This window comes from Gordonia alkanivorans (genome assembly GCF_004011905.1).
GTDB lineage: Bacteria > Actinomycetota > Actinomycetes > Mycobacteriales > Mycobacteriaceae > Gordonia > Gordonia alkanivorans.
In genome coordinates, this window is the sequence record NZ_CP027114.1 from 182,304 (window position 1) to 204,007 (window position 21,704).

Annotated in this window: 22 protein-coding genes and 2 pseudogenes; 11 read left to right on the forward strand and 13 right to left on the reverse strand. The window is 67.3% G+C overall.

Features of this window, described 5'->3' with window-relative positions; translation table 11 throughout:
* Window positions 1-378 precede the first annotated feature (378 nt).
* From C5O27_RS00805 to C5O27_RS00830, 6 genes and pseudogenes are all read left to right on the forward strand, one after another.
* Window positions 379-989 (forward strand): annotated as a pseudogene (locus C5O27_RS00805) (dihydrofolate reductase family protein).
* Window positions 990-1,067: 78 nt separating this feature from the next.
* Window positions 1,068-1,538 (forward strand): hypothetical protein, encoded by a 471-nt coding sequence (locus C5O27_RS00810; RefSeq protein WP_127961648.1) that lies wholly within the window; start codon window positions 1,068-1,070, stop codon window positions 1,536-1,538.
* A gap of 44 nt (window positions 1,539-1,582) precedes the next feature.
* A complete protein-coding gene (locus C5O27_RS00815; protein ID WP_040004078.1) occupies window positions 1,583-2,491 on the forward strand; it encodes an enoyl-CoA hydratase in 909 nt (302 codons plus the stop codon).
* Between the two features lies 1 nt (window position 2,492).
* On the forward strand, window positions 2,493-3,659 hold the full coding sequence (locus C5O27_RS00820) for an acyl-CoA dehydrogenase family protein (RefSeq protein ID WP_006358458.1): 1,167 nt from the start codon (window positions 2,493-2,495) through the stop codon (window positions 3,657-3,659).
* A 6-nt stretch (window positions 3,660-3,665) separates the two neighbouring features.
* Window positions 3,666-4,634, forward strand: a complete 969-nt coding sequence (locus C5O27_RS00825) for an acyl-CoA dehydrogenase family protein (RefSeq protein ID WP_127961649.1) — start codon at window positions 3,666-3,668, stop codon at window positions 4,632-4,634.
* A complete protein-coding gene (locus tag C5O27_RS00830) occupies window positions 4,631-5,728 on the forward strand; it encodes an acyl-CoA dehydrogenase family protein (protein WP_006358456.1) in 1,098 nt (365 codons plus the stop codon). Before C5O27_RS00825 ends, C5O27_RS00830 begins: the two co-directional genes overlap by 4 nt.
* Before the next feature lie 7 nt (window positions 5,729-5,735).
* Here C5O27_RS00830 and C5O27_RS00835 read toward each other — a convergent pair whose 3' ends face one another.
* From C5O27_RS00835 to hsaA, 7 genes are all read right to left on the reverse strand, one after another.
* Window positions 5,736-6,362: a TMEM175 family protein gene (locus tag C5O27_RS00835; RefSeq protein ID WP_127961650.1), complete on the reverse strand. Its 627-nt coding sequence runs from the start codon at window positions 6,360-6,362 to the stop codon at window positions 5,736-5,738.
* A 77-nt stretch (window positions 6,363-6,439) separates the two neighbouring features.
* Complete coding sequence (locus C5O27_RS00840; protein ID WP_127961651.1) at window positions 6,440-7,582, reverse strand: sulfotransferase family protein; 1,143 nt, start codon at window positions 7,580-7,582, stop codon at window positions 6,440-6,442.
* Entirely contained in the window at window positions 7,575-8,366 is a 792-nt protein-coding gene (locus C5O27_RS00845; RefSeq protein ID WP_006358453.1) for an SDR family oxidoreductase, read from the reverse strand. Before C5O27_RS00845 ends, C5O27_RS00840 begins: the two co-directional genes overlap by 8 nt.
* Complete coding sequence (locus tag C5O27_RS00850) at window positions 8,363-9,559, reverse strand: hypothetical protein (RefSeq protein WP_127961652.1); 1,197 nt, start codon at window positions 9,557-9,559, stop codon at window positions 8,363-8,365. Before C5O27_RS00850 ends, C5O27_RS00845 begins: the two co-directional genes overlap by 4 nt.
* Entirely contained in the window at window positions 9,556-10,128 is a 573-nt protein-coding gene (gene hsaB / locus C5O27_RS00855; RefSeq protein ID WP_127961653.1) for a 3-hydroxy-9,10-secoandrosta-1,3,5(10)-triene-9,17-dione monooxygenase reductase subunit, read from the reverse strand. Before hsaB ends, C5O27_RS00850 begins: the two co-directional genes overlap by 4 nt.
* Window position 10,129: 1 nt before the next feature.
* Entirely contained in the window at window positions 10,130-11,041 is a 912-nt protein-coding gene (gene hsaC / locus C5O27_RS00860; RefSeq protein WP_127961654.1) for an iron-dependent extradiol dioxygenase HsaC, read from the reverse strand.
* Window positions 11,042-11,130: 89 nt separating this feature from the next.
* Entirely contained in the window at window positions 11,131-12,315 is a 1,185-nt protein-coding gene (gene hsaA, locus C5O27_RS00865) for a 3-hydroxy-9,10-secoandrosta-1,3,5(10)-triene-9,17-dione monooxygenase oxygenase subunit (protein WP_006358449.1), read from the reverse strand.
* 226 nt (window positions 12,316-12,541) lie between these two features.
* Between hsaA and C5O27_RS00870 the strand changes: the two genes are divergently transcribed.
* From C5O27_RS00870 to C5O27_RS23095, 3 genes and pseudogenes are all read left to right on the forward strand, one after another.
* Window positions 12,542-13,774, forward strand: a complete 1,233-nt coding sequence (locus C5O27_RS00870) for a 3-ketosteroid-9-alpha-monooxygenase, oxygenase component (RefSeq protein ID WP_042376212.1) — start codon at window positions 12,542-12,544, stop codon at window positions 13,772-13,774.
* A gap of 2 nt (window positions 13,775-13,776) precedes the next feature.
* Complete coding sequence (locus tag C5O27_RS00875) at window positions 13,777-14,172, forward strand: hypothetical protein (RefSeq protein WP_006358447.1); 396 nt, start codon at window positions 13,777-13,779, stop codon at window positions 14,170-14,172.
* Between the two features lie 128 nt (window positions 14,173-14,300).
* Window positions 14,301-14,836 (forward strand): annotated as a pseudogene (locus C5O27_RS23095) (C40 family peptidase).
* Here C5O27_RS23095 and C5O27_RS00885 read toward each other — a convergent pair.
* Window positions 14,811-15,377: a hypothetical protein gene (locus C5O27_RS00885; RefSeq protein WP_127961655.1), complete on the reverse strand. Its 567-nt coding sequence runs from the start codon at window positions 15,375-15,377 to the stop codon at window positions 14,811-14,813. The pseudogene C5O27_RS23095 and the gene C5O27_RS00885 overlap by 26 nt on opposite strands.
* A gap of 160 nt (window positions 15,378-15,537) precedes the next feature.
* On the opposite strand from C5O27_RS00885, the gene C5O27_RS00890 reads away from it, so the two are divergent.
* Window positions 15,538-16,332, forward strand: coding sequence for a VOC family protein (locus C5O27_RS00890; protein ID WP_006358443.1), 795 nt, complete (start codon window positions 15,538-15,540; stop codon window positions 16,330-16,332).
* 46 nt (window positions 16,333-16,378) lie between these two features.
* Here the strand turns inward: C5O27_RS00890 and C5O27_RS00895 are convergent, their stop codons facing one another.
* The gene (locus C5O27_RS00895) at window positions 16,379-16,588 is read right to left on the reverse strand and encodes a hypothetical protein (protein WP_006358442.1); all 210 of its coding nucleotides are present in this window, start codon (window positions 16,586-16,588) and stop codon (window positions 16,379-16,381) included.
* Between the two features lie 106 nt (window positions 16,589-16,694).
* Window positions 16,695-17,888, reverse strand: coding sequence for a TDT family transporter (locus tag C5O27_RS00900; RefSeq protein WP_006358441.1), 1,194 nt, complete (start codon window positions 17,886-17,888; stop codon window positions 16,695-16,697).
* A 48-nt stretch (window positions 17,889-17,936) separates the two neighbouring features.
* On the opposite strand from C5O27_RS00900, the gene C5O27_RS00905 reads away from it, so the two are divergent.
* A complete protein-coding gene (locus tag C5O27_RS00905) occupies window positions 17,937-18,854 on the forward strand; it encodes a LysR family transcriptional regulator (RefSeq protein WP_127961656.1) in 918 nt (305 codons plus the stop codon).
* Between the two features lie 7 nt (window positions 18,855-18,861).
* On the opposite strand, the gene dmpG is transcribed toward C5O27_RS00905, so the two are convergent.
* Genes dmpG through C5O27_RS00920 form a run of 3 tightly spaced genes read right to left on the reverse strand, consistent with a single transcriptional unit; the run spans window position 18,862 to window position 21,698 of the window.
* The gene (dmpG, locus tag C5O27_RS00910) at window positions 18,862-19,956 is read right to left on the reverse strand and encodes a 4-hydroxy-2-oxovalerate aldolase (protein WP_127961657.1); all 1,095 of its coding nucleotides are present in this window, start codon (window positions 19,954-19,956) and stop codon (window positions 18,862-18,864) included.
* On the reverse strand, window positions 19,953-20,858 hold the full coding sequence (locus C5O27_RS00915; protein ID WP_127961658.1) for an acetaldehyde dehydrogenase (acetylating): 906 nt from the start codon (window positions 20,856-20,858) through the stop codon (window positions 19,953-19,955). The genes dmpG and C5O27_RS00915 overlap by 4 nt, the downstream gene beginning before the upstream one ends.
* Window positions 20,859-20,909: 51 nt before the next feature.
* On the reverse strand, window positions 20,910-21,698 hold the full coding sequence (locus tag C5O27_RS00920; RefSeq protein ID WP_127961659.1) for a 2-keto-4-pentenoate hydratase: 789 nt from the start codon (window positions 21,696-21,698) through the stop codon (window positions 20,910-20,912).
* Window positions 21,699-21,704 lie beyond the last annotated feature (6 nt).

A 21,704-nucleotide genomic window follows, 5' to 3' on the forward strand; every position in this document is an offset into this window, starting at 1 on the left:
ACCCGCTCCGGCCTCGAACCCTAACGCGTAGCCCATTGAATCCCGGGTGGCTTCTACATCAACGCTGGGACACCTGGTGGACGGCGACGCAGGGCCGCAATATCGATGCACCCTCTTGACCTGTACCAAGTCCCCAGTAGCTACCAGTGATCGATAGCGAGTCAGCTCAAGGACAATCGAGCCCGCCGACCAAAGCTAGAGAGATTCGCTGGCCTGTCGACACAAGTGCGGCAACCCCCAGCAGGTCCCGAAACCAGCAACCTTCACCCTGCAGGATGATGCTTCCGGCAAGCCACCGATGAGTTCGGCACCCCTTTGCGGTCTGCACCTCTGACGGCCGGACCTGAACGGCCGCCAAACCCACCCGACGAGACCACCATGGCGGCGACGTACACCTTCGACGTCTTCACCAGCCTCGACGGTTGCGGCGCCTACGAGGAGCCGGGCGACTGGGGCGGATACTGGGGCAAACAGGGCCCGGAACTCCTGGAACACCGCGCCCGGCACTTCGCCGACGGACACCGAATGGTGTTCGGCGCGAGGACTTTCTGCGAGTTCGTCACAATTCCCACGAACGCCGCCGAGAACCCCGAGTTGATCGACCCGTAGGTGACGGCGATGCGGAACGTGCGGACGACGTGGTGTCGTCCAGGATCACCGACACCAGCGGATGGCCGGATGCGACGGTCGCGAGCGGTGACAGCGTCGAGACCGTCCGGCGGCTCAAGGAGGAGTCCGATGTCCCGCTCCGATCGCACGGCAGCCTGTCGCTGAACCGCGCCCTGCTGGCGGCCGGGCTCGTCGATCGCGTCGTGGTCTCGGTGTTCCCCGTGCTCACCGGCAGATACGGCAGCGCCCCGGTCTTAGGCGGCGTCGAGTAGATCGACCTCGACCTGCTGGACAGCACCGTGCTCGACGGCCGGACACCGGAGTTGGCCTACCACCCGGAGATCCACCATCTAACCGACACGAGTTCCTCTACTCGCTGACAAACACCCGCCGTGTTCGCGACAATCGCCGGAAGTCGGCCGCGGGCCGATCGTTCCCACGACACGAGGAGTTCGAGCATGGTCCGGACGAAGACGTTCACCAGGTTGGCCGCGGCGACCCTGTCGGTCGCAGCCGCAGCAGGACTCGGCCTCGCCGGCACGGGACAAGCCGAGGCGGCGCGCGAGTTCCCGGTCTCGAACTGCATCGGCCCGAGCCCGAACATCGTCGACCTCCCGTTCATGGTGAGACGCGCCATCGTCAGCACCTACGGTGGCGATGCCTACATCGCCGCGGACTTCCCCAGCTACTTCCCCGGCGGCTACCAGTCGTCGTTGCGGATGGACTGGCACAACCTGTCCACCGGCAAACGTGGCTTCAAGGTCAGCAACACCAAGGTGAACCCGCCTTACCAGGGTGTCCACTACTTCGTCATCCCGGTGAAGACGATCGGCAAGGGCCGGGTGGCTGTGACCTTCGGCGCGACGAACCGCAACGCGCTGTGGAGCGTGCCGTCGACGAGCTGCAGCGGGACGATCGTCGTTCCCTGACGCCGGGCTACCAACCAAGCACTTGCTAGGTTAGGCTCGTGGGCATGAGTGATGCCGCCATCCCGCCCGCACTCGGCCCCGACGATCTCGGCCCGGACACCTCTCCGGTCGCCTACGAGGTCGGCGGGCCCGAAGGTGCCGTCGCGTACGTGACACTGAACCGTCCCGAGTACCGCAATGCACAGAACTCGGTCATGACGTATTCGCTCGACGCCGCCTTCCGCAAGGCCGTCGAGGACACGACCGTGAAGGTCATCGTCCTGCGCGCGAACGGCAAGCACTTCTCGGCCGGACACGACATCGGCACCCCGGAGCGCGACTTCGACACCTACTACGAGAACGCCGCCGTCCTGCACTGGGATCACACCGACAAGACCGGTGCCGATCAGCGTCTCGCCCGCGAGATGGAGGTGTACATGGGGATGTGCCGCCGTTGGCGCGACATCCCCAAGCCGCTCATCGCCCAGGTCCACGGCGCCTGCATCGCCGGCGGCCTGATGCTGGCCTGGATCTGCGACTTCATCGTCGCCTCCGACGATGCGTTCTTCTCCGACCCGGTGGCACGCATGGGCATCCCGGGCGTCGAGTACTTCGCGCACGCATATGCCCTCGGCACCCGCCGCGCGAAGGAGATCCTGTTCACCGGCGAGCGTTTCACCGCCACGCAGGCAGCCGACTGGGGCATGGTCAACCACGTCGTGCCGCGCGACGGGCTCGAGACCAAGGTGAACGAGATCGTTGAGAAGGCGGTCTCGATGCCGATGCAGGGGTTGTTCCTCAGCAAGAAGGCCGTCAACATCTGCGAGGACCAGATGGGACTCCGCAACTCGATGGACTCGGTCTTCGGCTGGCACCACTTCGCCCACTCGGCCAATGCCGAGGCGTCGGGCGGCGATTCGCTCGGCGGCATGGACGCCAAGTCGATGAAGGCCTCGGCAGGATCGGGTAGCTGACATGGACCTGCTCTTCGACGACGCGGCCGAGCAGTTCCGGGCCGAGGTCCGCTCCTGGCTGGCCGAACACGTTCCGCGCGAACCCCTCCCGTCCATGGACACCGCGGAGGGCTTCGAGGCCCACCGCGAGTGGGAGCGCACGATGGCCGCCGACCGCATGTCGGTCGTCAGCTGGCCCGAGGAGTACGGCGGCCGCGACGCTCCCCTCCTCCACTGGGTGATCTTCGAGGAGGAGTACTACCGCTCGGGCGCACCGGGCCGGGTGAGCCAGAACGGCATCTTCCTGCTCGCCCCGACCCTCTTCGAGCACGCGAATCCCGCTCAGCTGGAACGCATCATGCCGCGGATGGCCCGGGCCGACGACATCTGGGGCCAGGCGTGGAGCGAGCCGGAGGCGGGCAGCGACCTCGCCTCGCTCCGTTCGACCGCGGTCCGCACCGACGGCGGCTGGCTGCTGAACGGGCAGAAGACGTGGAGTTCGCGGTCGAGTTTCGCCGACCGGGCCTTCGGCCTCTTCCGCACCGACAAGGAGGCCCAGCGACACAGGGGCCTCACCTACTTCATGTTCGACCTACGTGCCGAGGGCGTCACCGTCCGTCCCATCGCGCAGCTCGACGGCGAGGCGGGTTTCGCAGAGCTGTTCCTGGAGAACGTCTTCGTGCCCGACGACCCCGCGAACCCCGGCGAGTCCGGGGTCATCGGCGAGGTGGACAACGGCTGGCGGGTGGCGATGAGCACGGCCGCCAACGAGCGCGGACTCTCGCTGCGAGCACCGGGCCGCTTCCTCGCCACCACCGACCGCCTCGTCGACCTGTGGCGGTCGAAGCGCGACGAGGTGCCCTCGACGGCCAACGCCGATGCGCGGGTCGCCGACGCCTGGATCGGGGCGCGCGCCTACGAGTTGTCGACCTGGCACACCGTGAGCCGGCTCTCCGCAGGCGGACAGCTCGGCATGGAGTCCTCGATCAACAAGGTCTTCTGGTCGCAGTGGGACATCGCCGCCCACGAGACCGCCCTCGATCTACAGGGACCGGACGCCGAACTCGACGACGCCTGGATGGACGGCTACCTGTTCTCCCTGTCCGGCCCGATCTACGCCGGCACCAACGAGATCCAACGCAATGTCATCGCCGAGCGACTCCTCGGCCTTCCTCGCGGAGATCGCTGATACCACATGGACTTCCAACTCTCCGACATCCACACGGACCTCGCCGCCACCGTCGACGCCATGCTCGGCAAGGCCGACATGCCCGCCGCGGCGAGAGCATGGGCGGCCGGTGACCGGACCGCGGTCACCAAGGTCTACTCCCAGCTCGCCGACGCCGGGATCAGCGGCCTCCTCATCGACGAATCCCACGGCGGCAGCAGCGCCGGCGCCGTCGAGATGATCGTCGCCGTCGAACAGCTCGGACGCCACTGCGCTCCCGGACCGATCGTGGAAAGCGTTGCCGTCCTGCCGATCCTGTTGCGAGACGCGGACGTGAACGGCCCCCTCCAGGATCTCGCCGAGGGGCGGCTGGCGACCTGTGCCATCGCCCCGCTGCAGCCGCTCGCGCCCGATGTCGATTCCGCCGACGTGTACGTCGTGGAGGACGGCGTCCTGTCGACGGCCACCGTGCTCAGCACCGAACCCTCGGTGGACACCACCCGCACACTGTCACGGGTGGCTCCGGACAAGACGCTGGCCACCGGCATCGACCCGTCCGACGCCGTCGACGCCGGGGCACTCACCACCGCAGCCGAGCTCCTCGGACTCGGTCAGGCGATGCTCGCCCTCGCCAGCGAATATGCACAGACCCGCAAGCAGTTCGGCCGGCCCATCGGGTCCTTCCAGGCCGTGAAGCACCACCTCGCCGATGTGGCCATCGCACTCGAGATGGCCCGTCCCCTGGTCCATGCCGCAGCACTCGGCATCGACGGCCAGGTGCCCGAGGACACCAACGTGTCGCGCGACGTGTCGGCGGCCAAGGTCGCGGCGGCCGACGCCGCGCACCTTTCGGCCCGCCGCTCGCTGCAGGTGCTCGGGGCGATCGGTTACACCGCCGAACACGACATCTCGCTGTACATCACCAAGACCCGCGCGCTCCTGTCCGCCTGGGGCTCGCCCGCAGTCCATCGTCGACGCATCCTGGAGACACTGTGACCACCGAGACGCTCGCGATCTCCGCCGAGGAACGTGAGGCACTGGCCGAGGCGGTGCGTGATCTGCTGCGACGCCGGGGAGACACCGCCTCGGTGCGCACGGCCATGGCGTCGACCGGACGCGTCGACCGCGGCCTGTGGGAGACCCTGTGCACCGAGATCGGGGTGGCGGCACTTCCCATCCCGGAGGACGCCGGCGGTGCGGGGGCGTCGTGGGCCGAGTTGGCCGCTGTCCTCGAAGAACTCGGTGCGACCCTGAGTCCGGTGCCCGCCTTCGGGTCTTCGGTGCTGGCGACCGGCGCGATCCTGCTGGCGCAGGACGACGACACCGCGTCGCAGCTGCTTCCCGCGCTGGCCGCCGGTGAGCAGACGGCCGCCCTGTGCTGGGCCGGCGAACGCGGCTGGGACACCCCCGGCGTGCACGCCGACGCCGGATTGCTCTCCGGCACCGCACACTTCGTCGTCGATGCCGAGTCCGCGGACACCTTCCTGGTATTGGCATCGGGGCCCGGTGAGCACGTGACGATGCACTCGGTCGCCGCTGATGCGGCCGGTGTGACGGTGTCGCCGTTGCCTCTTCTCGATCCGACGCGTGCGTTGTCCTCGGTGCGGTTCGACGAGGTCGTGTCCACCGCGATCCCCGCACCGGCCGACCTCGCCGCACGCCTGCGGACGCTCGGGTGGGCGATGCTCTCCGCCGAGCAGGTCGGCGGCGCCCAGCGCGCCCTCGACCTCACCGTCGAGTACACCAAGTCGCGCAAGCAGTTCGGCCGCACCATCGGCTCGTTCCAGGCGCTGAAGCACCGCATGGCCGACATGTACGTTCTCGTCGAGACCGCTCGTTCGATCTCGCGTGCGGCGGTCGCCGCGGTCGCCGGCGACGACCCCGAAGCGTCCGAACTGGCCCTCGCCGCCCACGTGTACTGCTCGGATGCCTTCCGGCGAATCACCGGCGAGGCCATCCAGTTGCACGGCGGCATCGGCATCACCTGGGAACACGACATCCAGCTGTACTTCAAGCGCGCACAGGCGTCGTCGCAGTTGCTGGGCGCCCCGCATCTCGCGGTCGCCGAAGCTGCTGCGCGCCTGCGATAGTCGGCTCTCAGTCGCGGTTGCGGAGGCGGTCCAGCGTCCGCTCGATCGGATCGGTGAAGAGCAGCAGCAGAAGCGGCCAGTTCCCGCTTTTCGGGTAGACCAGCGCGATGACCAGCGCCACCGCCAGGGCCAGGAGGGTGCCCCACCCACCCGACGACCTGGCCCAGCGGTCGGTGGCCTCGTCGTCGACGAGCAGCTCCCGGTGCCGATGCCCCCACTGAGCGATCCCGACGAGCGACGCCACCGAGATGGCGAGCACGCCGATGTAGAGCACGTTCGCCCACTCAACCCGGCTGTCGTCGACCATCGCGGTCGCGAACGGCAGCACCACGATGGTCAGCAGCCACACGAAGGTGAGATTGATCAAAACCGAGTCGTAGGAACGGAAGTACTCCATCGCCCGATGGTGTTGCCGCCAGAGCACCCAGATCACCACGAAGCTGACGAAGAAGCTGGTCAGCTCGAGCGCATGGTCGGACACCACCTCGGCGACCGAGGTCTCCTCACGCAGGTCGTTGGCGATGTCGACCAGCGGGAGCACCAGCAGCGTGAGCGCGATCGCCACCACCGCGTCCGCGAACGCGATCAGCCGACTCAGACCCTCTTCCGACTTCCGATTCTCCGGTGCGGCCATTGGTTGAATGTAGAACCGTGGCGGTCGGCGCGCGCGACAATCGACCCGATGGTCCCGGATCGCGCGCCCGTTCCCGGCTACTCCCCGAACGCCGCCTCGACCATCGCCTCGTCGAGTCCGTAGTCGGCGAGCTGGTAGCGGTGCTGCGGCTTCCGCGCACCGGACCTGCTCTCCTCGTCGAGCGTGGTCACCGCCGCGCGGGCCGCCTCGGACATGGGGGTGTCGAGCGCCGCGTAGACGCGTTCGACGGTGCCCATCGGGTCCGAGCGGAGGTCGGCGAAGTCGATGTCGAGGAACTGGGCGGGGTCGTACTTCTCGCGGGCGCGAGAGAACTCACGCAATCCACGCGACCACAGTTCCAGCTGGTCCTGTCCGATCTGATCACCGGTGAAGGTCGTCGACCAGCCGGGAGTGGCGTGCTCGGCGAGGCTGCACATCGACGCGATGATGGTCGACGGCGCGCGATGGGTCTGGATGACCAGCGCGTCCGGGTAGGCGGCCATCAGCGCGTCGAGTGCGAACAGATGGCTCGGGTTCTTGAGCACCCACCGCTTGCCCGGATCGTTGAGGCCTATCAGCTGCAGGTTCTTGCGATGCCGCAGGTATGCCGGCGTCCAGTCCTGCTCGGCGAGCCAGCGCGAGTAGGTCGGGATATGGGCGAGCGACTCGTAGGAGATCGAGGTGACGCTCTGCCGCAACAACTGCCAGCATTCCTCGACCTCGCCCGCATCCATGTAGTGCAGCCCCATGAACTCCGGGTTCTCGACGTGGTGCTGCTCGAAGCCGGCCTGGATCTGCTGGTACACCGGGTTGTCGGCCCAGGTGTCGCGGGGCGGCCGCGGCTGCGGGAACTCGGCGAGCCACATCTCCAACCCCTGGTGCGCCGGGTCGGCGGCCAGGAGCCGGTGCAGCGCAGTGGTTCCCGTGCGCGGCAGACCGGTCACGAAGATGGGCCGGGTGATCTCGACCTCGGCGTGTTCCGGGTTCGCCTTCCACGACGCCTCACTCAGCAGTCGGGCGACGAGTGCTCCCTTGAGGAAGAACCGGAACATCTTGCTGCCGAGTTCGGTGAGTCCGGCCTCGGAGCGGTAGGAGTCGAGCAGGATGCCCAACGGCTCCAGGTAGTCGGTGTCACCGAAGTCCTCGAGGCCCGTCGCCCGGGTGGCCGAGGCGTGCAGGTCCGCGATGGTCCCGACGTCGGTCCGCGCCGTACTAGTCATGGTATTCACCGCAATTCACGTCCAGGGTGTGCCCGGAGATCGCCCGCGCCATCGGCGAGGCGAGGAACATCACGGCGTCGGCGATCTCGTCCGGCTCGGGCAGGCGTTTGAGATCGGACTTCGACGCGGTCTGTTCGTACACCTGCTCGGGAGTGATGCCGTACTTCTCGGCGACCTCGCCGAAGTACCACTTCAGCTGATCGTCCCAGATGTAACCCGGCGCCACCGAGTTGATGCGGATACCGCGATCCCCCAGCTCCGACGCCAGCGTCTGCGACATCGCGAGCAGCGCCGACTTGGCGATCTTGTAACTGCCGTATCGCGGTTCGGAGTGCCGGATGACCATCGAGTTGATGTTGACGATCGACCCGTTCGCCTCGGCGAGCGCATCGGTGAACGACTTGATCACCCGCAGGGTCCCGACGACGGTGACCTCGATGCTGCTGGTGATCTGCTCGAAGTCGGTGCGGCCCAGCGGTTTCATCGACGGCAGGGCAAAGGCGTTGTTGACCAGGACATCTGCCCGGCCGAACTCGGCGAGCGTGGTGGCGACCAGATTGTCGACGGCGGCGTCGTCGGTGATGTCGGTCGGCACGACGAGACTCGTCCCTCCGGCCGAATCGACCTCCGCGGCCACCTCTTTGAGACGCGACTCGGTGCGCGCAGCGAGGACGACACGAGCTCCCTCGGCGGCGGCGCGCAGGCAGATCGAGCGACCCAGCCCGGGTCCCACGCCGGATACGACGACCACCTTGTCGTCGAGGAGACCCGCTCCAGAACTCATCCCAGCATCCTCTCGGCGAACGCGCGTTGCCGTGCCGCGATCCGGTCGGACCAGCCGGCGGCGTCGATCTTGTTGTGTTCGAAGTGCGGCAGGTGCGCGGCCACGTCGTCGAGGCCCACGACCGTCGCCGTCGGCCCGAGCTCGGGACCGATCGGCGAATCGCTGCGCTGCCAGCGGAACTGCAGGATGCCCTTCTCCCGGCCGGTCGTCTCGATCCAGTTGGCGACGCCGGAGTCGCGGTGCGAGACGACCATGCGGATCATGCCGTCCGGGTCGACCTGCGCCTGAGCCGAATTGAGGCTGGTCTGGTGGTTCACGTAGTCGAGCGAGATGTACCACATGCTCCCGAGCTGGAATCCCTGATAAGGCGCATCGGACTTCGGGATCGTGATGACCATCGCCTCGTCGGGACCCAGACGGTAGTGGCCCACCGAGGAGAACTGGGTGCTCAGCCCGCCTGGTGTCTGCCGGGGCGGGGTGAAGGTGTTGACCGGTTCGTCGAGGTAGAACCACTTGGGGAAATTGAACCAGGTGTTGATGCGTGCCGTGAGCATCTTGCCCGCCGTCGCGTACCGACGTGCGACGCGGGCGAGATCGGCTTCCTCCGGCGCGGTTCCGACGGTGTCGACGCGTTCGACGGTGATCGAACCCTTGCGCTCGGTCCAGTCGGAGTACACCTCGCGGACCGCGAGCATCGACGCCCCCTCGCCGAGGGCGAAGTAGTTGTCGGGCGGGTCGGCGATCCCCGGTCCGAAGGTCAGCTCGAACGTGCCGTCGTCGGCGATGGTCAGGCGACGGTCGTCGAAGGCGTCCTCGCCGCCGGGCACCGCGGACGGCGTGTAGTCGCCGCGCAGCACCTGGAAGCTGAGATCGGTTGTGGTGCCACGGCGTCCGCGGACCACGTAGGTCCCGGTCGGTTCGACGTCGGCGTGGTAGTACAGCGTGTCCGGGTTGTCGAGGCCCATCTTGGTCGACGGCCCGGTCGAGGTGACGAAGTTCGGGTGCGACAACGACCGGCCGCGGACCAGCTGGATGATCGCGGCGATGCTGCCCGCGAGATAGTCGTACCCCTCGGCGAGATCCTGCTCGGTCTCGGCGAACTCCGCCGACGCGACCAGCTTCTCCGCCTCGGCGATCGCATCGGTCAGGGGCTTGGTCAGGTCCTGCGGTACAGCGATCTCGCGCGAGCTCATAGCCAGGTGTCTCCGCCCGTCCAGGTCAGGAAGTTCTCGAGTTCGGCCTGTGCCGGCGTCACCCGCGGATGTTCTGTCGACAGATAGCCGCCACGGTAGAAGAGCAGCGGCTTGTCCTGCAGCACTTCGCCCAGCGTGAGCGCCCGGCCGATGACGATGTGGTGATCGCCCCCGTCGGTGACCCGTTCGACGTCGCACTCGACCCAGGTCAGCGCGTGCCTGATCACCGGCAGGCCCGCCGGCGACGGGTCCCAGGTGATGTTGGCGAACTTGTCGTCACCCGGGGCGCCGAAAGCCGCACTCACGTCCTGCTGCCGGTTGGAGAGGACGTTGACGCAGAACTTCCCGGCCTTCTCGATGACCTTCCAGCTCCGGGACGTCTTCATCGGGCAGAACAGCACCAGCGGCGGATCGAGGGACAGCGCCGCGAAGGACTGGCAGGCGAAGCCGACGGGTTTGCCGTCGTCGTCGACGGTCGTGATGACCGTGACGCCGGTGCAGAACTGACCCATCGCGGTACGGAACTGCCGGGAGTCGAACTCCGCGGACCCGAAAGGCGTCTGGGCCATGTCAGTTCTTGAACCCGACGCTGAAGTCATGCCCCCACAGACTGACCGCGGTGCTCTCCCGGGCGATCCACTCCTCGTCCTTGACCGTCCGTCCCTCGCAACCGAACTCGACGTCGAAGCCGCCCGGCGTCTTCATGTAGAACGAGAGCATCAGGTCGTTGACGTGCCGACCCAGGGTCGCCGACATGGGGACCTTCTTGCGCAGGGCGCGGTCGAGGCACAGTCCGACGTCGTCGGAGTTCTCGACCTCCACCATCAGGTGGACGATGCCGGTGCTGTTGGGGATCGGCAGGAACGCCAGCGAGTGGTGTCGCGGGTTGCAGCCGAGGAATCGCAGCCACGGGACCTCGTCGCCCTCCTCGCGTCCGACGACCTGCGGGGGCAGGCGCATCGAGTCACGGAGCTTGAATCCCAGTACGTCCCGGTAGAACTCGAGCGCGGCCTTGTCGTCCTCACAGGTGAGCACGACGTGGCCGAGACCCTGTTCCTCGGTGACGAAGCGGTGACCGTACGGGCTGACGATGCGACGATGCTCGAGCGCGGCCCCGTGGAACACCTCGAGGGTGTTGCCGGCGGGATCGTCGAACACGATCATCTCGGCGACGCGACGGTCGGCGATCTCCTCGTCCTTGCCCTCACGGAAGACGACGTGCGCGCCCGCCAGGCGGTCGCGGACCTCCTGCAGCGCAGCGGCATTGGCGACCTCCCAGCCCGCGCAGGCCAGGCGGTCGCGCTCGGAGGGCACGATGACCAGGCGGGCGGGGAAGTCGTCCATCCGCAGATAGAGCGCGCCCTCGGTGAGTCCCGAGCCCTCGATCATGCCGAGGACCTTGAGGCCGTAGGTGCGCCACGCCTCGATGTCGGTCGCCTCGATCCTCATGTATCCCAATGAACGGATCGGACAGTCACTCATCTCCACGATCTCCTGTTTCCTGCTCCCTGAGGAGCGTGTGAAAGTGTCCCCGGCCCCCTGAGGAGCTAGCCTGCGAGCGTCTCGAAGGGTCAGACCATCGTGTCGCCGATGGGAATCCCGAATTCGCCGTTGCCGAATGCGACGTAGGCTCGTTCCGGATCGTTGGCGGCATGCACGCGTCCGGCGTGGGCGTCGCGCCAGAACCGCTGGATCGGGGTGCCGTTCTCGAGCGCGTGGGCACCCGAGTTCTCGAAGAGACGGTCGATGGCGGAGATCGCGCGGCCGGTGGCGCGCACCTGGTCGCGACGGGCCGCCAGACGCAGCTCCATGGGGACCTCTTCACCGGCGAGGATCAGGTCGTACTCGGCCTGCAGGTTGCCTGACAGCTGACGCCATGCGGCGTCGATGTCGCTGGCGGCCTCGGCGATACGGACCTTGGCGAAGGGGTCGTCCTTGGCCTTCTCCCCGGCGTAAGCGGCGCGGACGCGCTTGCCCTGGTGCTCGACGTGAGCGTGGTAGGCACCGAAGGCCATGCCGACGATCGGGGTCGCAATGGTGCTGGGATGAATTGTGCCCCAGGGCATCTTGTAGACCGGTGCGGTGTTCTGCTCGAGTCCCGGGCTCTGGCCCATCGACATGGTGCGCATGCTCAGCATGCGGTGGCGGGGAACGAAGACGTCCTTGACCTCGATGGTGTTGGACCCGGTTCCGCGCAGACCGACGACGTTCCACACGTCCTTGATCGTGTAGTCCTCGCGCGGGATCAGGAAGCTGACGAAGTCGACCGGCTTGCCGTTCTTGATGACCGGTCCACCGACGAACACCCAGTCGGCGGTGTCGCAGCCCGACGACCAGGCCCACGATCCGTTGACCTTGTAGCCGCCGTCGACGACCTCACCCATACCCATCGGCGCGTACGACGACGAGATGCGGACGTTGGGGTCCTTGCCCCAGACGTCCTCCTGCGCCTGCTGGTCGAAGAGCGCGAGGTGCCAGTTGTGGATGCCGATGATGCCCGACACCCAACCCGTCGACCCGCAGGCCGAGGCGATCCGCCGCACGGCCTCGTAGAAGGTCACCGGGTCGACCTGGTATCCGCCCCACTGCTCGGGCTGCATCAGCTTGAAGAAGCCGGCCGTCTCGAGGCTGGACACGGTCTCTTCGGGGATTCGACGCAGATCCTCGGTGGACTGCGCCCGCTGCTCGATCTCCGGGAGCAGTGCGTTGATCTTCTCCAAAACCTGCTCGGCGGCTTCGCTCCGTTGTGCTGGCATCTCGCCTGCTCCTACCTGTCTCTCCCTCGGCCGGACGGCGCCGGCCGCTTACTCATCGAGTTCGAGATTAGAACACGTTCTCATTTCTGTCGAGCACTGGGACTTTATGCCCATGTACAGCACTGATCGGCGATCTGGGCGGCGATCCACCCAAAGGATTTGAAACGTGTTCTAGTATTGGCGGCAGAGGTTCGACGCGACACCAGCCACAGACAGGAGAGGGCACATGTCACCAGCACCCGACACGATGACCCCGAACACCCCCGGTTCGTCCAACGACGCCGAGGTGGGTATCCGGGAGATCGACACCGGCGCGCCGCCCACCCGGTTCGCCCGCGGGTGGCACTGCCTGGGCCTGTTCGGCGAGTTCGACGACGGCCAACCGCACTCCGTGCAGATCTTCGGCACCAAGCTCGTCGTCTGGGTCGACACCAAGGGCGAGCTGAACATCCTCGACGCCTACTGCCGCCACATGGGCGGTGACCTGTCGCAGGGCAAGCTGTCCGGCGACAACGTCGCCTGCCCGTTCCACGGCTGGCTGTGGAAGGGCAACGGTCGCTGCGCCGGCGTCCCGTACGCCAAGCGCAACCCCAAGCTCGCCAAGACCCGCTCGTGGCCGTCGATGGTCCGCAACGGCCAGGTCTTCGTCTACAACGACCCCGAGGGCAACCCGCCGCCGGAAGAGGTCATCATCCCGGAGCTGGCCGAGGTCGGGTCCGAGGAGTGGACCGACTGGACCTGGAACCGCATCGTGATCGAGGGCTCGAACTGCCGCGAGATCATCGACAACGTCGTCGACATGGCGCATTTCTTCTATGTGCATTTCGCGCTGCCGGATTACTTCAAGAATGTCTTCGAGGGCGAGATCGCCGCGCAGTACATGAATTCGCACGGGCGCCCCGACGTCACGCTGGGCACCAACTACGGCGACAGCCGGCTCGAATCGATCGCCGCTTACTACGGTCCGTCTTACATGCTGAACCCGATGGTCCAGTACTACGGCGGCTTCGCGGTCGAGACCATCCTGACCAACTGCCACTACCCGATCGACGAGAATTCGTTCGTCCTGATGTACGGCGTCATGGCGAAGGTTCCCGAGGGCCTCACCGCCGAGCAGGCCTCGAAGATGGCCACCAAGATCAGCGCGGGTGTCGAGGTCGGCTTCCTGCAGGACGTCGAGATCTGGAAGAACAAGACCCGCATCGACAATCCGCTCCTCGTCGAGGAGGACGGCCCGGTGTACCAGCTCCGTCGCTGGTACGAGCAGTTCTATGTCGACAAGGCCGACGTCACCGACGAGATGACCGGCCGGTTCGAGTACGAGATCGACACCTCCAAGGCAGTCGAGAGCTGGAACGCCGAGATCCAGGAGAACCTCCGACGCCAAGAGGCCGAGAAGGCAGCGGCCGAGCAGTCGCCGGACGGCGCGGCGGATTCCTCGGAGAAGGCGCAGGTCTGACGATGACCCGGGCCGCGTCACGAGCACACTGGGCCAAGGCGCCCGACTTCGGCGACGATCCCGACCGGGCGGCCCGGGTCCACGCGGCGACCCAGCGCGACCGCGAGCACTACCTGCAGGGCGGCATGCGAGAGATCGAATGCCGCGCCTGCCACGCGTGCGTGCTGGTGAAGAAGACCAGCACGCACCACACGAGCGTGCAGTGGAACGCCGACGCCCGGAGCCGATGCCACGGCCTCGAGCAGATGCGCGCCGGCGGCGACGACGGGAACGGGCCACTGCTCCCGGGTGCGATGATGCCGACCTGTGTCCGCTTGTCGGCGAGTATCGACCACGGTGTGGCCGAGGGAATCATTCCTCCGGAATCACCCGCCACCGATCCCGACGGCTATTGGTGAGTGTCGAATTTGAGCACTGTCTGCAACATTAATCAACACTAGCCTCACGCATCACAACGGTCACACCTTCATCACACGTCTAGGAATAGCGGCGACAAGCGGGTATGCGGTCGGCCAATCTGGTCGTCATGTCCGTTTTGCGAACCCGCTGTACGCGGGTCACCTGTGCTGTCGCCATGTCCGCCGCACTCACCGTCGCGGCGCGTTCCTGGGCTCACCTTTTGCCGATGCCGGACGCGCCGCCGCGGCCGGCTCGAGTTCGGGCTCCAGTGATTCCACCGGTTCGGTACCGATCTACCTGCCCATCCCCACTCCCACCGGCCTGGCGGCGCTCGGCGCGTCGATGACCCAGATCGGCAAGCCATACCGATGGGGCGGCACCGGCCCGCACTCGTGGGACTGCTCCGGTCTCGTCCAGTGGGCGTTCCACACCGCAGGCGTGAAACTGCCCCGGACCAGCCAGCAGCAGGCGAGGGTCGGCAACGCGATCCCGTTCAGCACCCTCGCCCCCGGCGACATCATCATCTTCGGCCGCGACGCCGGGCACGTCGGCATCTACGCCGGCGGCGGCCGGCTGTTCAACGCCTACACCACGGGCAAGCCCATCGGCTTCACCAAGGTCAAGGACATGGGGCCCATCAAGACGATTCGTCGTTTCGGCTGACCTCCACCGGGTCCACCGACCGTCCGGGCCACACCGAGGTCGCCACCGCGAACCCCACGACGACGAGCAGCAGCACCGCGACCACCACGGTGCCGAGCAGCCCGTAACCCGGTTGCATCGTCGGGAGTTCGAGGTCGAGGGCCTCGGTGACCCGGTCGGAGAACAGGTGCGCGGCCGGATCACTCAGCGTTCGGATCCCGACGACCGACGCGACCACCGCGGCCAGGCCGATCACCCCGATCGCCGCCGGACGGAGACGCTCGCGCCACCACGCCAACGCGGCGACCACCGCGATGACCGCACCGAGGATCACCACACTCAGACCGGGCCGGTCGGTGTTGTCCTCGAAGAAGAAGGCCACGTCCTCATCGCTCGCCCCCGGGACGGTCACCCGTCCGAGACCGGTGATGGACGGTTGTACGCCCTCGTCGGTGCTTCCCCACTCCACCTGTGCGAACAGCACCAGGAGGAGTCCACCGACGAGGGCGGCAGGCCACACGAAGGTGCGCAGTCTGTCGACGATGCCCGGTTCTGCGGTCATGCCGACAAGACTGCCATTCACCCGGTGCCGAAATCACGCGCCGGTATCGATCCCACCCAAGCGCCCCAACACGCTGTCGGACCGATGAGTTTGCGCGACGCTGAGAGTCTCCACCTCAGTCGTTCAGCAATATTCCGCATGGCAACGAAGGGATCCGAGCATGGCCGAGTACGCAGCCCCGTCCGGGGCGCCGATCTGGTTCGACCTGATGAGCAGCGACACCGGGAGGGCCGAGCAGTTCTACGGCGAGATCTTCGGGTGGGAGACCGAGGAACCCAGTGAAGAGTTCGGCGGATACCGGAACTTCACCAAGAACGGCAAACCGGTCGCGGGGCTCAGCCCGGCCATGGAAGAGGCCGGGCCACCGAACATCTGGTCGGTGTACCTGCACTCCGAGGACGCGAACGCCACCGTCAACGCGGTCGAATCCGCCGGCGGCAGCATCATGGTCCCGCCGATGCCGGTCGGTGACGAGGGCACGATGATGGTCGCCACCGATCCCGCCGGGGCGGTCATCGGTTTCTGGCAGCCCAAGCAGCACAAGGGTTATTCCGAGTTCGGCGAACACGGCACCCCGTACTGGTTCGAATGCCAGTCCAAGGACTACGCCAAGTCAGTCGACTTCTATCGCACCGTGCTCGGCGCGCGGATCGAGGAGGTCGGCACCGGCGGTGACCCCGACGCCGTGGGTCCCGACCATTACGGTCAGATCTTCTACGGCGACGAGTCCTACGCCGGGATCATGGACGCCTCCACGCTGTTTCCCGAGGAGGTGCCGTCGTTCTGGCAGATCTACATCACCGTCGACGACGTGGCGGCGACGGTCAAGCAGGTCGAGTCCCTCGGCGGCGAGATCCTGATGCCCGGTGAGGACACCCCGTACGGGACGCTCGCAGCGATCAAGGACCCGATGGGCGCGCTGATCTGTCTCGGACATCCGCCGGCCGGGATGTGACACCGCGCGATCGGTAGAAGCAATGCGCGCTATGGGCGTGTGTTCTCTACCGATCGCCGGGCGGGTATTCGTCGGGGTCGTCGGACCCGACGTCGGTGGCCTGTTCGACGACGTCCGCGTCGTTGGCTTCCAGAGCGATGACCGGCCCCTCGGACTCGGCGGGAGCCTCGTCGTCGACGGGATCCGCCGGCATCGTCTGCTCGACGACGTCGGCGTCGTCCGCTTCCCCTCCGCTCCACGCTTGGGCGTCTGCCATGGCGACTCCTTCCGGTAGCTGGGCGCTCGGCACGGGCGTGCCTGGGCTCGATCTTCCGGTGGTGCGCTTCCGATCATCCTGACGTACCCCGCGAGCGTCAACATCCTCAGACCGGCAGTCGGAGGAGATCGCCGGAGACGATGCCGCGGGCGGTGCGGGCGGCGACCACGGCCCAGGCGGCCACCAGTACAGCAAAGCCGGTCACCGCCGCGACCTCGAAGACCGGCCGGCCCAGGGTGAGCGCCAACGCAGAGGAGCCGGTCACGTAGGTACCGACCGGGAACGTGAACGACCACCAGGTCATCGCGAACGGCATCCCGGCCCGCGCGGTGCGGAGGGTGAGCAGTGCGGCGACACCGATCCAGGCCGTGGCGATCACCCACACGACCAGCCCATAGGCGATTGCGAACTCGTGGATGGCACCCGCGACCGGTGCGGGCACCACGTGGAGTGCCGCATGGGCGAGCATGCACATCGCCGTGACCGACTGCCCGAGTGGGCCGAGCACGATCCACCAGGTCGGCACCATGTTCGTGGCACCGTGATCGCCCGTCCGGAAGCGCCGGACGAGAGCGACCAGGATGGGCGTCGCGGCGACCACCGCCAGACCGAACATCGCGCACCCGACCCCGAGAACCAGGTCCCGCGCCCACCCGGCACCGAGTTGCCCCGACAGGATCGCCGCGGCCGACGCCGACACCATCGGCGGCACTACCGGCATCAACCAGCCGCCGAACGCATCCTCGACGCGAGCGCGCCCGACGATCAGGTGCCGGTACGGGATGACCAGCGCGGTGACCACGCCGCCGAGTGTGCCGACGATCCAGCACACAACGTCGACGCCGAGGGCAACGTCTCGGCCGACGAGCCCGCCGCCGACCAGGAGAGTGCTGGTCCCCACGGTCATGATCGCCATCGGCACCGCACCGTAGAAGTGCGCGACGACGCGATGACCGTGGTGGCTGCGAGCGACGGCGGGGTCCGCCACCCAGTGGCCGATCGTGGTGACGGCCACGGCCACGAACACGAGGCAGGCCAGCAACCAGAACCCGACGGCGACGACGCTCAGGCCGGCCGGCTGCCAGGGCAGGCCGTGCGCGGCGATCGCGATGATCCCCGTGCCCATCACCGCCGCGAACCAGTTCGGCGGAAAGTAGGTGACACGGACGCGCACTCCGGGCCCGGTCCCGGGCAGGGAACCGGTCCGGGACGGGGTCGGGCGAACGGTCATCGTGGTCATGTCCACCACGATCGCGTGGATGCCGCGCCCCCGGTAGAGCCCGAATCGTTGGCAGGTCACAAACTGCGCTTGTAGCCGGGGTACCAACGCTGGTTGTACCCTCGGGCGATGGTCCTCAGTCCGCGGATGCCCGACCTCGCATCGTTGGAAACCCTGCAGTCGGTCGTCAGCACGGGCAGTCTCAATGCTGCGGCCGCCGAACTCGGTGTCACCCAGCAGGCGGTGTCGGCGCGTATCCGCGCGATGGAGACGCAGCTCGGCGTCGGACTGCTGACGCGAACGCCGCGCGGATCGGTACCGACCCAGTCCGGCCGGCTCGTCGCCGAGTGGGCCGACCGATTACTTACGCTGGCAGGCGAATTCGACGCCGGACTCTCCGCCCTACGGCTGGAACGACGAGATCGGCTGCGGCTGGCCGCGAGCCTCACCGTCGCGGAGCATCTCCTCCCCCGCTGGCTCGTCTCCTTCGCGGCCCAGCACGACCCCGCGCCGAAGGTGTCGTTCACCGCCGCCAACTCCGACCACGTCTGCACGCTGGTGCGCGACGGCGAGGTCGAACTCGGGTTCGTCGAGGGGCCTCGGGTGGCACCCGGGCTCCGGAGCCGGACGATCGCGCGTGACGAGCTGGTCGTCGTCGTGCCACCCGATCATCCGTGGACGCGCAGCCGCCGTCGGATCGGGGCCGCCGACCTCGCCGGTACCGCACTCGTGACCCGCGAAGAGGGCTCGGGCACTCGCGAGTTCTTCGAACGCGCCCTGACCCGGGCGCTCGGACCGTCCCGCGAGGTCACCGCACCGGTGCTGGAACTGTCGACCACGGCATCGGTGCGCGCCGCGGTCATCGCGGGGGCCGGACCCGCGGTGCTCAGCAACCTGTCGGTCGCCGACGATCTCGACCGACGGCTGGTCCGCATCCCGATCGACGACCTCGACCTCGGACGTCAGTTGCGGGCGGTGTGGCCGTCCGGTCCCCAGCCCAGTGCCGGTGCAGCGCGGGACTTTCTGGCCCACATCGGCCGCTCCTGAGCTCTGCTCAGACGCCGGCGTTCGCGTCCTGCTTCTTCTTCAACTCCAGCGCGATGTCGATGAGCTGGTCCTCCTGACCGCCGACCAGTTTGCGCGCGCCGGCCTCGAGCAGGATCTCGGCGGCCGACACGCCGTAGCGCTCGGCGTGGCCCTCTGCGTGCTTGAGGAACGAGCTGTAACAACCGGCGTAACCCATCATCATCGCCGGGCGGTCCACCAGGCACTCCGTCGGCATGGCCGGTCGGACGACGTCCTGTGCGACGTCGGCGATCTTCATGAAGTCGACCCCGGTGGTGATCCCGAGCTTGTCGCACACACCGACGAAGGCCTCGGTGGGCGTGTTGCCCGCGCCGGCGCCGAAGCGTCGGATGGAGCCGTCGATCTGCTGGGCGCCCGCACGGATGGCGTTGACCGAGTTGGCGATCGCGATGTCGAGGTTCTCGTGTCCGTGGAACCCGACCTGGGCGTCGTTGCCGAGTTCGGCGACGAGCGCCTCGACGCGGACGGTGACGTCCTCGAGGACGAGCGCACCCGCGGAGTCGACGACGTATACGCACTGACATCCGGCGTCGGCCATGATGCGGGCCTGCTTGGCGATGACCTCCGGCGGCTGGCTGTGGCTCATCATCAGGAAGCCGACGGTTTCGAGTCCGAGATCCCGTGCGAGACCGAAGTGCTGGATGGAGACGTCGGCCTCGGTGCAGTGGGTGGCGATGCGGCAGATCTGGCCGCCGTTGTCCTGCGCGGCGCGGATGTCGTCCTTGGTGCCCAGACCGGGCAGCATGAGGAAGGCGATCTTGGCCCGCTTGGCGGTCTCGGCCGCAGCTTTGATCAGCTGCTGCTCAGGGGTTTTGGAGAACCCGTAGTTGAACGACGAGCCGCCGAGGCCGTCGCCGTGGGTCACCTCGATGACCGGCACACCGGCCTCGTCGAGGCCACCGACGATCGCGCACACCTCCTCTTCGGTGAACTGGTGCCGCTTGTGATGGCTGCCGTCCCGCAGAGACGAATCGGTGATGCGGATGTCGAGGGTGTCGGAGTACTTGCGCGCGTTCGCCATCAGCTTCGGGTCGCGCGGGGTGGTGACCACGTTGGTGCTCATGCGGGGACTCCCAGCTTATTCTTTGCGAGTTCTTCGCCGACCTTGGTCGCGGCGGCGGTCATGATGTCCAGGTTGCCGGCGTAGGGCGGCAGGAAGTCGCCCGCACCCTCGACCTCCACGAAGATCGACACCCGCGCATAGCCGCCGTTCAGGACGCTCGGCGGGTCGAACTGCGGGTCCTGCAGCAGACGGTAGCCCGGCACGTACTGCTGGATCTCCTTCTCTCGCCGGTGGATCGATTCCGCGATGGCGTCGGTGTCGGCGTCTTCGGGGATGGCGCAGAAGATGGTGTCGCGCATGATCATCGGCGGGTCCGCCGGGTTGAGGATGATGATCGCCTTACCGCGCTGCGCGCCACCGATCGACTCGACGCCGGCGGAGGTGGTGCGGGTGAACTCGTCGATGTTGGCGCGCGTGCCCGGACCGGCCGAGACCGAGGCGACCGACGCGACGATCTCCGCGTACGGGACCGGCACGACCGACGAGACCGCGTGCACCATCGGGATGGTCGCCTGCCCGCCGCAGGTGATCATGTTGGTGTTCGGGGCGTCGAGGTGTTCACGCAGGTTGGCGGGCGGGACCACGGCGGGCCCGACCGCCGCCGGGGTGAGGTCCACCGCGGTGATACCGGCGGCCTCGTACTTCGGGGCGTACTCACGGTGCACGTAGGCCGAGGTGGCCTCGAAGATGAGATCGGGCTTGTCCTGCGACCCGAGGAGTTCGTCCGCACCACCGCTCATCGTGATGAGTCCGCGGTCGGCGGCGCGCTTCATGCCCTCCGAGTCCGGGTCGATGCCGACCATCCATCGGGGTTCGATGACCTCCGAACGCTCCAGCTTGTACATCAGATCGGTGCCGATGTTGCCCGATCCGATGATCGCCGCGGTCAGTTTTGCCGCCACGTGGACCCTCCTCTTGCTAGTGAAGTCTGTTGCATGTCAGGTGAAGTCGTGTCAGGTGAAATCCAGGGTGACCGAACCGAGGCCGGCGAATTCGGCCACGAAGTGGTCACCCGAGGAGATGTCGATCGCCCGCGTCGCCGTGCCGGGCAGGATCACGTCCCCCTTGCGGAGACGGACCCCGAAGCTGTCGACCTTGCGTGCCAGCCACGACACCGCATTGAGCGGATGGCCCAGCACCGCAGACGAATTGCCCTTCGCCACGATCTCCCCGTTACGATGCAGGACCGCGTCGATGTCCCCGGTGTCGATCTCGCCGATCGGGACACGTTGCTGTCCGAGAATCCAGCCGCACGACGACGCGTTGTCGGCGATGGTGTCGCACAGCGTGATCTTCCAGTCCTTGATGCGGGAGTCGATGAGCTCGATCGAGGGCACCACCCATTCGACCGCGGCGATGACGTCTTCGTTGGTGCATCCCTCGCCGGGCAGGTCCTCGCCGAGGATGAAGCCGACCTCCACCTCGACCCGGGGGAAGCACAGCTTCTTCGCGTCGATGGGGGTCTCCTCGAAGTGCTGCATCTCGTCGAGGAGGTGTCCGTAGTCGGGCTCGTCGACGCCCATCATCTTCTGCATCGCCTCGGAAGCGAGGCCGACCTTGTGCCCGGCGACCCTGGCCCCGGCCTCGAGTCGCTTGCGGATGTTGATCAGCTGGATCTCGTAGGCGTCGACCACGTCGAGGTCGGGATGGGTGTCCGTGGGACGGTCGATGGCCGTCGCCGAGACCTCCGCCTGCCAGAGCTCGGCCGCGATCTGTTCGCGTACCTGCTGGTCAACCGCCATTGTGCC